Genomic DNA, 13,249 nt, shown 5'->3' on the forward strand with positions numbered 1-13,249 from the left:
AGATTTAAAGGATTAAAATGATTTTTGAATTATTTTGTGTAGAAGGGTTTTGCCACGAATTACACGAATTTCCACAAATTTTATTCGCAAGAATTAAAAAAATAATTCGTGAGAATTCGTGTAATTCGTGGCAAAAGAAAAAATCCTTTTTAATCCTTTTAATCTGTGGCTAAAAAAACAATAATAACCAGTCCTTCAAAAAAGACTGGTTTTATAATATTTTTAATGCTGTCCATTATTTTTTTACTATCTGCAGACTCCACAACAAGCCTGCAGCGTAAAAAAAAATAAACAAACAAACTAATTAGATTTTGAGTTATGAGTTATGGATAAAGCATTCATAATTCATAACTTAAAATTCATAATTAAATACTACCATCCTTGGTTTTGAGTCAAAGCTCCTTTACTCACTGCGATTTCATCTGGTGGTATTGGCCACACGTGGTGAATCGCCGGATTGAAATTACGAGCCGGATAAATTACAGTTCCGTTATAATGGTGAAGCGGTTTTGCATAAGCATCTTTTGCATCTCCCCAACGCACTAAATCAAAATGACGGTCTGTCCACTCACCTGCTAACTCGCATCTTCTTTCTCTTTTTAAATCAGTCAATGTTGCTCCGGCAAGATCGCCAAGACCAGCACGGTGACGAATCAAATTGATTTCAGTATCTGCGTTTTGACCTTTCATTAATTTGGCTTCAGCCAACATTAAAAGCACATCGGCATAACGTAAAAGCGGAACATTTAAAGCTGTTGAAGGTTTGTCTCCGTTTGCATTTACATAACGAATGTCTACAGCTCCCGAATTGGTTTTTGGATAACTAAACGGCTCCATATATTTTTTAAACTGATAACCAGTTCTGTTACTTGAACTTACAATGTTTTTGCCTTCGTTAAAAGTTACTTCTTCTCCAAAATAAACGAATTTATCTCCTTTTTGAAGTATTGTAGCGCTTCTTCTTTTATCAGTTGGATCGTACGTATCAAACAATTCTTTTGTTGGATAAAAATTCCCCCAGCCATTGTAAGCTCCCCAGCCTTTATCTTCTAAACAAACTCCAGGAAAAATTGAACCAAGACCTGTATTTTCTGCACTTGAAGTTACAGACCAGATATATTCTGTAGACCAGTTATTTTTAATTTTAAAAACATCTTCAAAATTGTCAAGCAGTTTATGTTTTCCACTTGCAACAATCATGTTCGCATATTTTATAGCGTTATCCCAATCTTTAGCATACAAATACGTACGAACTAAATAAGCCCACGCAGCAGTTTTATGTGCACGTCCATAATTGTCTGGTGTAAGCTCATTAAAATATGGCAATAAATCAGCAGCTTTCTTTAAATCAGCAGCGATATAAGCGTAGTTTTCTCCAACGTTTTTAGCACGCGGAACGTAAACGTTTGTGAAGTTTTCTCTATCCTGAATAGGAATTCCGGCACGATCGTCTCCATAATGGTACGCTAATTCTAAATGCATTACAGCATGGTTAAAATAAGCTTCGCCTAGCATTCCGTTTTTTGTTTTTTCATCCAAAGGAATATTCGGAATATTACGGATTACGTCGTTGCAGCGTTTCATAATTTCGTAGTGAAGTCTCCAGATATCTTTTGTATCCGATTCTGCTCCGTCAACAATAAAATTTTTGATACGTTCTGCATTTTGTCTTGGTTTTGTTCCGATATCGTCGCTGGCGTTGTTTAACCAAAAGAAACCACGACCGTACATATTATCATCAGAATACAAGGCATAAATCGAATTTACTCCTGCTTGTGCATCTGCCGGAGTTTTCCAGAAATTTCCGCTTGACGGCGCTCCCTGCGGAATAACATCAAGTTCACTTTCGCAAGCTGTGGTGCTTACCAATAGCACAAAACTCAATAATAAAAGACTTAATTTTTTCATTTTGTTTATTTTATATTTTTAAAAAGTAGCGTTTACACCAGTCATATAAATTCTTGAAAGTGGATATTTACCTACATCCATTCCAAAGTTTCTAAGACCAACTTCTGGGTCCATTCCTGAATAATTTGTGATGGTAAACAAGTTTTGTCCAGAAATAAAGAATCTTAGTTTTGCTTTTCCGTTTAACCAGTTTTCTTTAACTGTATATCCTATCGACACGTTTTTCAATCTTAAGAAAGAAGCATCTTCGATATAGAAATCAGAGATTCTTCCGAAGTTATTGTTGTTGTCTGTAGAAGATAAAACCGGAATATTAGTATCTGTATTTGTTGGCGACCACGCATTTTTAGATTCAGCCAATAAGTTGTACCCCGGGAAAGAACCGTTTAAACCTGTATGTTTTACAGCATTGAAAACACTGTTTCCTGCCGCTCCGTTAAAAAAGATATTCATATCGAAACCTTTGTATTTGAAGTTCGCATTTAAACTGTAAGTTGTTTTAGGAAACGGACTTCCAAGCACTACTCTATCGCTGTTGTTAATTACACCGTCTCCGTTTTCATCTTTAAATTTAATATCTCCCGCAACAGCATTTGGCTGATACGCCACTCCATTTGCATTTACATACGCTTTTGCTTCTGCTGTACTTTGGAACAAACCATCTGTTGCATATCCGTAAAAAGCTCCAACCGGACTTCCAACTTGGTAAATATTCGCTAATGGTAAACTACGAACTCGGCTTAAGTTTAAAGGTTCAAGTGAAGTTAAATCATCTTTAATAGAAACAATTTTGTTTGTTAAAAATGCAGCGTTTGCCGTAACATCAAATTTAAATTCTCCACGTGTTTTTTGGTATGTCAAACTTGCTTCAAGACCTCTGTTTTCTACATCTCCAGAATTCACGATTCTACCAAGAGGCGTTCCCGAAACTCCAGGAAGCTGATCACGTACTAACATGTCTTTGTTTGTTTTTACATAAGCATCTACAGAACCTACAATTGTATTGTTGAACATTGTAAAATCTAAACCAATATTAGTCTGCTCAGAGCTTTCCCATTTTAAATTAGGGTTTGATAATTCACTTTCGGCATAACCATAATTAATTACCGGAGTTGCTCCAATTAAAGCTGATGTTTGCGTAAGAGGCACACTAAACTGGTAAGGTCCAAGGTTTCCTAAGTTTCCTATTTGTCCCCAGCTTGCACGAAGTTTTAAATTGCTTACAATTGGGTTAATGCTTTTCATGAAACTTTCTTCAGAAATTAACCATCCTGCCGAAACTGAAGGATACACTTTCCAACGATTATTTTGTAAAAGTTTTGAAGTTCCGTCGCGGCGTACAATTCCTGATAATAAATATTTTTGATTGAAATCATAGTTTAACCTTCCCACATAAGAAGAAATAATTTCATCAGATAAACCTGCTCCTGTCTGTTGAATTACTTTAGCATTCAACAAATAACGCTGAGACGGATCTTCGTTATCAAATCCAGTTCCTTCAACCGTGTAATAATCTCTTTTTGTTTCCTGATACGTATATCCAGCTAAAGCTTTAAAGTTGTGTTTTCCTAATGATTTTTCATAAGAAATAGTCTGCTCGCTCAATAAATCAGTCGTTGTCATTGACTTTTTCGTCAATCTGTTAAAGTCGAATATTTTTCCAGGTTCTGTAATTTTAACCGTAAAATCTGTTGCGTTATCTTGTATTCTTGTATAACCCCAGTTTGATTTTACTTTTAAACCTTCGATAATTTCCCATTCTGCATAAGGATTGATCAAAACTGTAGAAATTGGGTTTCTGTTGTCTAATCTTTTTAAGTAAGCAACGGGATTGATAACGTCTCCGTAAGAACCGATGTATTTTTCAGGAACTCCTCCAAACTGTCCAGAACCATCTTCTCTGTAAATTGTTGCATTTGGCGGATAAAAAATTGCTCCTAAAATTGCTCCTGTATAAGCACTTGATGTATTAGCAGACTGACCATCTGTTAAGGAATATGATAAATTTTCTCCAAGTGTGAAATTTGGCGCCAGTTTAAAAGAGGTATTTGCTCTTACAGTATAACGGTTTCCAAAAGTATTTAGCAAAATACCTTCGTTTCTTCTATAACTTCCTGAAAGAAAGAAATTTGATTTTTCTGTTTTTCCGTTTATCGAAATAGATAAATCCTGAATTTCTCCTGTGCGGAAAATTTCATCCATCCAGTTTGTTTTTGTTGTTCTTGCTGTTGGTTCAAAAGCAGGATCAAAAGCAGGAATTCTTGGTAAACCCGCATTATCTCTAGCAGTATTCATGGCGTCAGCATATTCTGCAGCGTTTAAAACATCTAGTTTTTTAGCCACATTTTGAAAACCTCCCTGATAATTTACGTTTACATTAATTTTATCTGAAATTCCTTTTTTAGACGTAATTAAAATAACTCCTCCAGAAGCTCTCGCTCCGTAAATCGCCGCCGAAGCCGCATCTTTTAAAACACTTATCGAAGCAATATCATTTGGGTTTATAGTATTTAAGGAACCGCTGTAGATAATTCCGTCTAAAACAATTAACGGAGTTTCTGCGTTTAAAGATCCAATACCACGAATATTAATTGTTGGAGAAGCTGTTGGATCTCCTCCGTCGTTGATAACGGTAACACCCGCTACAGTTCCCTGCAATAATTCACCGGCATTGTTATACGTTCTGCTTGATGCTTCTTTCATAGAAACAGATCCTACAGATCCTAAAACTTCATTCTTTTTTACACTTCCGTAACCCATAACCACAACTTCCTGAAGCTGTTTCATATCGGCTGCTAATTTTACAGTAATATTTTCTGATTTGGTTACTTTTATTTCTTGTGTTACATAACCTACGTATGAGAAAATAAGTACTGCTTCAGATGCGTTTATTTCCATTTTAAAAGTTCCGTCAAAATCTGTTGCCGTTGTTGTATTAGAACCTTTATCTTTAATTCCAACTCCCGGCAATGGCATATTATCGTCTCCGCCAAAAACAGTTCCCGAAACAATGATTTTGTTTTGATCATCTGTTAAACCGGCTACTTTCTGCGTTTTTTTAATAACGATATTGTTACTTACAATTTCATATCGAAGCGAAAAATTACTGCATATTTTGTCTAATGCCTGCTCCAGTTTAACGTTCGTAAGTTTTAAACTGATTTTCTGGTTCGTATTAACTTGATTTGATTCGTACATAAAATGAACATTAGCCTGATTTTCAATTTTTTGAAAAACATTCTTCAAGCTTTCATTTTCTACCTTTAAGGTTACTTTTTTATCAAAATCAATATTTCCGGCATTTATTAATCCGGTAAAAAACAAAGCAATAAATAAGATTACTTTTGCCCACATAGCTTTTTTAATGCTTTGAAACTTTACGACGTACCGCTTTTGTTTTTCATTCATAGTTTTTGGATTTTAGATTGGCTTTTAATTTTAGATTTTAGAATTCTGATTTTAGATTTTTTTACTAATTACTTCTCACTTTTTACTATTCACTTTTCACAACTATTGAATTTTATAAACCCCGTCTTCAACTTTATATTCGGCGTTTACGATATTGCATACCAACGCCACAACCTGATCTACAGGAAGTTCTTTGAAATAGGCGTTTATTTTAAGTGCGTTTAGATTTTTGTTTTTAAGTTCGATGGCAACATTGTAGTTTCTGTTTATGGTGGCGATCACTTCCGGCAGCGGTGTATCTTCAAAAACAATTATATTTTTGCGCCATAACGAAATCGTGTTTACCGGAACATCTTTAAAGGCTTGGAGTTTGTTGTTTTTAGATTTAAAAACAACTTTCTGACCCGGCGTTACATATACATTTTCTTCTGTAACAGTCGATTTTACGTTTACTCTTCCGGTCATAACAGAAACTTCCTGTGTTCTTTGGTCCGGATATGCCTGAACATTAAAACTCGTTCCCAATACTTTGGTATCCATTTTATCAGTATGGATTATAAAAGGATGTTTTTTGTCTTTGGCAACATCAAAAAAAGCTTCTCCGGTAAGATAAACTTCACGTGTATCTCCTTTAAATTCTTTAGGATATTTTAAACGGCTTCCGGCATTCAGCCAAATTTGTGTTCCGTCGCTTAAAGTTAGTTTTGCGTGTTCGCCTAACTTTGCCGCATATTCTTTAGTTTCAACAGCATTCATTACTTTTTGGTAAAAGAAAAATGATGCACCAAATAATACTAATAAGGAAGCCGCAGCTGCCCAATATTTAGTTTGAAGAAATATAACCTCGTTTGATTTCTTTATTTGTCTTAATTCTTTTTTTAGTTTGGAACGATCTGATTGTATAGTCTCCATATTCTCGAAAGCTTCATCAGTACGATCGTACCATTTATTCCACATTTCTTGTCCTTTTGGAGAATAATTTCCCCCTAAAAAATGTTTTATTTCTTGTTTTAATTTATCAGGCATTATAATTTCTTTATGTCTTTAATAGTATGTCTTGGGAATTGAAAATTCAGGTAGGTTGAAAAGGTTACGCTTTTGTTAAGAAAAAAGTCGGCTTATCATTTTTAGAAATTTTAAAATCAATTAAACTCTCCTAAATAAGTCCGCATAAATTTTAAAGCGTATGTAATATGATATTTTACCGTATCGATCGAAACGTTAAGTTCGTCAGCAATTTCTTTATTAGAATAATGTTTGATTCTGCTGAGAATAAAAACTTCTTTTGATTTTTTTGGAAGTAACGAGGCTGCTTTGTCAACCGCTATTTGTAATTCATCATAAAAAATAGAATCTTCGGTTGCATTATGACTGTTATAAGAAACGGTATTTCGGTCTAAAACTTCCTGAATATATTGATCTGTTACGGTGTGGGATTTAATATAATCTAAGGTTGTGTACCGAACTGAAGTATAAATGTATGCTGCAAAACTTTTTTGAATTACGATGGTTTTTCGTCGTTCCCAAATAGTGGTAAAAACTTCCTGAACAATTTCTTCAGAAATGGGAACCGATTTCATCCTTATATATACGAAGCGCACCAGTAAATCACGGTATCTAAAATACAGTTCATCAAAAGCTTTATCTTTTCCTTGTTTTAATAATTCAACAAGTTCTTCATCAGAATAACCTTTATACATAATACTCCACTTTATTATTATTGGTCAGGAAAATAATGTTTGCTAAAACATTTATTTGGTGAAGTATGCTTACTTTGAAAAATGACATATACTGCAATAGTTTGTTTAATAATATGTCTCCAAAATTAAAAATGAGGGTAGGTCGGTTAGGTTACGTTTACATTAATAAAACAGCAGGATTATGAAACATTATATTAACATTTCGTTTTGATTGTTACCAATAGATTGCAAAAAACGAGTAGAATAAAAATTAGGAGTAAATTAGCTAAGAGAATTAAAAATATTTTTATAACAAATTGAATATGTGAATTATATAACTTTTAAAATTTAATCTATAAAATAGTTACGATTAACAATTCTACATTTACATTCCCGCAGTAAAAATCTGCACGAACGAAATTTAAACAGCAATTATTAACCTCTAAATACTGATATCATGAACTTTGAAGGCAATGAAAATGACGAAACCACATTTAGAAAACAAGAATCTTTTTGTCTGTATGATTCCATTACAATATGCGACGATCAGGAAATAAGTCGATATTTTAGAGGTCAGAGTAATAAAGCTTCCTGGGACGATGAAGATGATAGTCTTGAAGATGAAGATGACAATTATTACGATGATGAAGAGGAAACCCTGGAGAGCTATGATCGACCGTTGTAAGTCTCTCCCCAATAATAAATAATCAAAAAAAGCTATCTGAAATCAGGTAGCTTTTTTTTTGGGTTTTGGTGTAAAATAATTAGTTTATTTAAAAACAGTAACTGCGTCGGCAAGATTTTGGCTGGAAATAAAATCGGCGATAAAATCTTTTACTTCATTCCTGCTTTCTGCAGAAGTTGCAAAAGAATTAATATGATAATTTTCGTCCTGATCTAATATATGTATTATTTCAGTGTAGCCTTTGGAGATTAAACTGCCTTTTAACTTAATTACATTAAATTGCTGACGTCCGTCTAATTCTTTACGTACTTGTAGTTTTATAGCTCGTTCCATATATTAATATTTAAATTAATTCCTTAACTATTCCTTTATCAAATATAAACATTCGAATATTTAAGTATATCAAAATCAAAGCAGTAGTTATTAACTGTTTATCAGCATATTATCAACAATTCAGAATTATACTATTAAATTTGAAACATAGAAACCTTCGAAAGCAATGTTTCCGAAGGTTCTAAAAATCAAACTGATTAAAATTAAAAATGTTCTGTCTTAATTATGCCGGAATCAAATTAGTTGAGATTCCTATTCTGTTCCAAACATTAATAGTAATAATGGATAAAATTACCTGAGCAAGATATTTTTCATCCAAAACTTTTGCGGCCTGCGCATAAGTTTCATCCTTTACATGATTACTAATTAAAGTAATTTCTTCTGTTAAGGCTAGTATAGCACGCTCTTCTTTGGTAAAAAAACGTGTATCTCTCCAGGCGTTTAAAGCATAAATACGCTGTTCTGTTTCGCCTGCTTTGCGCGCTTCTTTAGTGTGCATGTCTATGCAAAAAGCACATCCGTTTATTTGTGAAGCTCTAATTTTTATTAACTCTTTGTGTGTTCTTGTTAATGATGTGCTTTCAATAAACTTTTCAAGTCCAAGGACTGCTTTATAACCGTCTGGTTCTACCTGATCTATACGAATTCTTGTTTCCATTTTTATAAAATTATTTGTTGTTTAAATTTAATTAGCTTCTGTATTTTTCTAAAAGTGAGTTCAGTTCTTCCAGCTCATTCCCATTTAGATTTTTGGAAAACTTTTCTTCGAGAATTTCTATTAATGGATTAATGATATCCAGAATATCTAATCCGTTTTGCGTAATAAACACATCAATTTTTCTGCGGTTTTTACTGCATACTTCCCGGATTACATAGTTTTTTAAAAGCAGTTTATCTACTAATCTCGTTGTGTTGCTTGCCTTAGAAATCATACTTTCCTGAATAACACACATATTTGCTGCTTTGCCTTTCTGTTTCTTTAATATGTTGAGTACATAATATTGTTCTATAGATAAATCGTGATGTTTTAGCACTTCAATCATACTTTCAACTAATTGATTTTGTGCATACATGATATTTAAAAATACTCTTTTACGTAAAGATGATTCCAGGATAGATTGATGTACAGTATTCATTTCCATATAGAAGTATTTAACAGCAAGCATTATTCGCATTCAGTTTTGATATAATTCTGAAGCAAAATTAGCGAAGCAGTCTGGATGGAAAATAGACCAATTTTAAAATAAAGTACGGCCCAGATATTAGAGGATTGATTTTTTAAGGATTCCCAATGCCTTAATCATTTCTTTTTCATCGAGCGAAGCAAAACCCATTCGCATAGCATTAGTTACAAAAGATTCGTTTTTATAAAAATTGCCATTATCAATATTAAGTCCGTTTTTTGATGCCGTTTGAGACATTTGATGCAAATCTATTTTAGAATCAAAATTCGACCAAACCGCAAGTCCGCCTTCGGGAATAGTAAAGTTTATTGTTTCTTTAAAATCAGATTCTAGTAAGTCACAAAAAAGATTTCGGCGTTGTTTATAGATTTTTAAAGATTTACGAAAATGCCTGTCCATTTCGCCATTATTAAACAATACCGAAAATGCATCTTCTAAAAGTGTATCGCCCTGTTTGTCTATTAACTCTCTTAAGGAAGCCGCGGCATCAATAAATCCAGATGAAGCGCACATAAACCCAATTCTCAACGCAGGCGCAAAAGTTTTTGAAATTGATCCTATATAAATAACATTATGATTATGATCAATACTCGCTAACGGCAAGTAAGGTTTGTTTTCGTAATGAAAGTCAAAATCATAATCGTCTTCAATAATTGCAAAATGATATTGTTTTGCCAAATTCAATAATTTCAGCCTGCGCTGCATACTAAGCGTTACCGTTGTTGGAAAATGATGATGCGGAATAACATAAACGGCTTTAATGCTGTTTTTTGGCTTTTGCAGCATTTCTTCCAGATAATCGATATCCATTCCGTTAGCATCAATAGGAATACGCAGCAGTTTTGCTCCCGCGTGTTTAAAAGTTTCATCCGCAAAACTATAATTGGAAACCCCAACGGCAATAGTATCAGCTGAATTTAAAAGCAATTGCGAGGTCAAATATATTCCCATTTGACTTCCTTTTGATATTAAAATATTTTCAGGCGAAGTAGTTAAACCTCTTGTATTGGCTAAATAATTTGAAATAGAATTTCTAAGATTTTCAGATCCTTTTGAACTGCCATATTTCAAAAAATTCTTGCCATAAAATTTTCTGGAAAGACTTCGGTATTCTCTCATAAGCTGATCTACGGGTGCAAGCCTCACATCGGGAAAACCATCATCAATAGTTAAAAGTGCTTTTTGGTAATTTCGGTTTGGAATTGCATTTTTAAAATTATTCGTCCATACAAAAGAATCTCCGTTGTCTGTTTCTTTATCTTCTTTTGGAACAATGGCTTTTGAAATAACAGGAAGTTTTGAGAGAACAAAAACGCCTTTTCGCTCAACAGATTCTGCCCAGCCCTGACTTACTAATTCTTCGTAGGCTAATTTTACCGTATTTCGGTTTATGCCAATTAATTCAGCCAAAATACGGGAACTCGGTAAAACATCAGACGGTTTTAATGTTCCGTTCGTTATTAAAGATATGAAGTTGTTGCAAACCTGAATATATAAGGTTACAGGAGCATCTCGATCAATATGGATTAATGTTTTATAAGGAAGCATCTGGACTGGAGTTTTATTAAAAATAGTATACAAATTTAACCCAAATAAAACAATCTTGTTGGTATTTGAGGATTTTTAAAAATAAATCTGGGCTGTAGTTTTTATTAAAATTGGATTAGAGCCAGCATCCAGATTACGAATACTTTTGACAAAAATTATCAAAATGAAAAAAGTATTAGTAATCAATTCAAGCGTTAGAACGCTTAATTCTCACAGCAGAAAACTAACAGAAGTATTTGCTGAACATTGGAAAAACCTTCATGAAAACCCAAGTATAACTTTTCGTGAAATTGGAACAAATCCTGTGACGCATATAAATGAAAATTGGGTAAATGCAGCGTTTACACCCGAAGCCAAAAGAACTGAAAGAGATCTTGAAATTTTAAAAACAAGCGATTCTTATATTGCCGAATTACGTGAAGCAGATTGTATTGTTTTTGGAGTTCCAATGTACAATTGGTCTATTCCAAGTTCTTTAAAAGCGTATATAGATCAAGTATTACGACTTAATGAAACGTTTAAAATTAATCCATCAAACCCGGAGAATCCCTATGTTGGTTTATTAGAAAATAAAACTTTATTTCTATTGTTATCAAGAGGTTCGCAGGGATATGAAAAAGGAGAACCAAACGCACACATGAATTTCCAGACTGATTATTTGAAAACGATATTCAATATGATGGGAATTACAAACATTCATGTAATTGCCGTTAATGGTTCATCATTAGATGCCGCAATTTTAAAGCAAACAATCGAAAATTCACATCAAAGCATTAAATCAATTCTTGATAAAGAAGCTCTTTAATTATGAAAAATAGTGCATTAAAAGGAAGTCTTTATATTGCATTGGGAGCTTCCAGTTACGGTATGCTGGCTACGTTTGTAAAAATAGCCTATCAGCAAAATTATACCACTGCAGAAGTCACACTTTCGCAGTATGCTTTAGGTTTTTTAGGGCTTTTGATTTTGAATTTATTTCAAAAGAAAACTTCGTTGTCATCTTCCCAAAAAATGAGTTTTAAAAGTACTTTAAAATTAATAATGGCCGGAAGCTCTTTAGGTTTAACCAGTACATTTTATTATCTGTCCGTTCAGTATATTCCCGTTAGTGCCGCCATTGTGTTATTGATGCAGACCGTTTGGATAGGCGCTGTTTTAGAGACTATTTTATATAGAAAATTTCCCAGCCAGCGCAAAATCGTTTCTATTGTTCTTGTTTTAATTGGTACATTACTCGCAGTCAATTTAATTAAAGAAACTGCCATGATCAATTGGAAAGGATTCTTATACGGAATGCTGGCGGCACTTTCTTATACGGCTACAATGTATTCATCTAATAATATTGAACTGCATTTACCTCCGTTAAAACGAAGTATCTACATGATTTTAGGCGGATTAATTGTGGTTATTTTCATCTTTCATTCTTCCATAAATCAGGAATTTCCTTTTGAAATATTACTAAACTGGGGAATATTACTTTCTTTATTTGGAACCATACTTCCGCCTTTACTTTTCACAAAAGGAATGCCTTTAACAGGAATGGGATTAGGAGCCATTGTTGCCTCGGTAGAAATTCCGGTTTCTATATTTATTGCCTATATATGGCTTTCTGAACCTGTTAATTTATTTCAGTGGTTCGGAATTGTATTAATCTTGTTTGCTGTCGTTTTAATGAACCTTCAAAAAAAGATTATTTAAAAGAAATCAAAAAAGCCATATCGTAGTTGATATGGCTTTTTTAATTCACTCAATTTAAAAAGCAGAATTATTTCCGCATGAGAATTATAGAACAATATCTAAAAATTATGTAAGAAAATTTTAATGTATAGTTATACTTTTCAGGATAATTCACCAAACCTAATCACCATGAAAATAATTTTGCTAACCTCATTAATAAAAGAGACTTTTCCCTTAAAAGTAGATACACTAAGTACTGCGATTGATTAATTAAGATTTTAAGAATATTTGTAATTTTTTTTGAATCAAGAACCATAAACAGATTTCATTTGATATTTTTTTTACATCTGGTAGAAAAGATATCTCATGTATTTTGTTATAACCAAATTATAATCAATTACCTAAACTTAGATTGTATATGACTTATAAAAACATATTGCAAATTGACGATGATATAGACGATTGCGATTTTTTTATGGAAGCCCTGCAGGCCGTTTCCACCGCAGAATATATTGCTATGCAAAATCCTGTAGAAGCACTCAATAAATTAATCCACAAAAAAATTAGTCCCGATGTTATTTTTCTGGATCTCAATATGCCGGTTATGTCCGGCTTAGAATTTTTAATAGAAATTAAAAAGCAGGAAGTCATTAAAGATATTCCTATCATAATTTTTTCTACTTCACAATTTGAAGAAATTAAGCTTAAAGCCAAAAAATACGGAGCAGATGAATACATCTCGAAGCCGAGTGATTTCAATGAATTAAAAAAAATACTAAGCCATTATATCGTATAATGCGTACTATGCTTTTTAATACTGCCACTTC

General features: G+C 33.1%; 12 protein-coding genes. 4 read left to right on the plus strand and 8 right to left on the minus strand.

Features of this window, described 5'->3' with window-relative positions; all coding sequences use genetic code 11:
• Window positions 1–372: 372 nt before the first annotated feature.
• From B3C18_RS14570 to B3C18_RS14585, 4 genes are all read right to left on the minus strand, one after another.
• On the minus strand, window positions 373–1,908 hold the full coding sequence (locus tag B3C18_RS14570; RefSeq protein ID WP_291148008.1) for a RagB/SusD family nutrient uptake outer membrane protein: 1,536 nt from the start codon (window positions 1,906–1,908) through the stop codon (window positions 373–375).
• A gap of 18 nt (window positions 1,909–1,926) precedes the next feature.
• Entirely contained in the window at window positions 1,927–5,316 is a 3,390-nt protein-coding gene (locus B3C18_RS14575) for a SusC/RagA family TonB-linked outer membrane protein (protein WP_291148010.1), read from the minus strand.
• Window positions 5,317–5,418: 102 nt separating this feature from the next.
• Window positions 5,419–6,342 carry a FecR family protein gene (locus B3C18_RS14580; protein ID WP_291148012.1) on the minus strand — a complete coding sequence of 308 codons (924 nt, stop codon included), beginning with the start codon at window positions 6,340–6,342 and terminating at the stop codon, window positions 5,419–5,421.
• Between the two features lie 116 nt (window positions 6,343–6,458).
• Window positions 6,459–7,016, minus strand: a complete 558-nt coding sequence (locus B3C18_RS14585; protein ID WP_291148014.1) for an RNA polymerase sigma-70 factor — start codon at window positions 7,014–7,016, stop codon at window positions 6,459–6,461.
• 436 nt (window positions 7,017–7,452) lie between these two features.
• Between B3C18_RS14585 and B3C18_RS14590 the strand changes: the two genes are divergently transcribed.
• Window positions 7,453–7,680 carry a hypothetical protein gene (locus B3C18_RS14590; protein ID WP_291148016.1) on the plus strand — a complete coding sequence of 76 codons (228 nt, stop codon included), beginning with the start codon at window positions 7,453–7,455 and terminating at the stop codon, window positions 7,678–7,680.
• Between the two features lie 84 nt (window positions 7,681–7,764).
• Here B3C18_RS14590 and B3C18_RS14595 read toward each other — a convergent pair whose 3' ends face one another.
• From B3C18_RS14595 to B3C18_RS14610, 4 genes are all read right to left on the minus strand, one after another.
• A complete protein-coding gene (locus B3C18_RS14595) occupies window positions 7,765–8,013 on the minus strand; it encodes a hypothetical protein (RefSeq protein WP_291148018.1) in 249 nt (82 codons plus the stop codon).
• Between the two features lie 223 nt (window positions 8,014–8,236).
• Window positions 8,237–8,671 carry a carboxymuconolactone decarboxylase family protein gene (locus B3C18_RS14600; RefSeq protein WP_291148020.1) on the minus strand — a complete coding sequence of 145 codons (435 nt, stop codon included), beginning with the start codon at window positions 8,669–8,671 and terminating at the stop codon, window positions 8,237–8,239.
• Between the two features lie 31 nt (window positions 8,672–8,702).
• Window positions 8,703–9,155 carry a MarR family winged helix-turn-helix transcriptional regulator gene (locus B3C18_RS14605; RefSeq protein WP_291148022.1) on the minus strand — a complete coding sequence of 151 codons (453 nt, stop codon included), beginning with the start codon at window positions 9,153–9,155 and terminating at the stop codon, window positions 8,703–8,705.
• A 120-nt stretch (window positions 9,156–9,275) separates the two neighbouring features.
• A complete protein-coding gene (locus B3C18_RS14610; protein WP_291148024.1) occupies window positions 9,276–10,745 on the minus strand; it encodes a PLP-dependent aminotransferase family protein in 1,470 nt (489 codons plus the stop codon).
• 163 nt (window positions 10,746–10,908) lie between these two features.
• Between B3C18_RS14610 and B3C18_RS14615 the strand changes: the two genes are divergently transcribed.
• The 3 genes from B3C18_RS14615 (at window position 10,909) to B3C18_RS14625 (ending at window position 13,218) form a co-directional block, all read left to right on the plus strand.
• Window positions 10,909–11,550: an FMN-dependent NADH-azoreductase gene (locus tag B3C18_RS14615; RefSeq protein ID WP_291148026.1), complete on the plus strand. Its 642-nt coding sequence runs from the start codon at window positions 10,909–10,911 to the stop codon at window positions 11,548–11,550.
• Window positions 11,551–11,552: 2 nt separating this feature from the next.
• Complete coding sequence (locus B3C18_RS14620) at window positions 11,553–12,443, plus strand: DMT family transporter (RefSeq protein WP_291148028.1); 891 nt, start codon at window positions 11,553–11,555, stop codon at window positions 12,441–12,443.
• Between the two features lie 397 nt (window positions 12,444–12,840).
• Window positions 12,841–13,218, plus strand: coding sequence for a response regulator (locus B3C18_RS14625; RefSeq protein WP_291148030.1), 378 nt, complete (start codon window positions 12,841–12,843; stop codon window positions 13,216–13,218).
• Window positions 13,219–13,249 lie beyond the last annotated feature (31 nt).

Origin of the sequence: Flavobacterium sp. UBA7680 (genome assembly GCF_002482975.1) — a bacterium.
Classification (GTDB): Bacteria; Bacteroidota; Bacteroidia; order Flavobacteriales; family Flavobacteriaceae; genus Flavobacterium.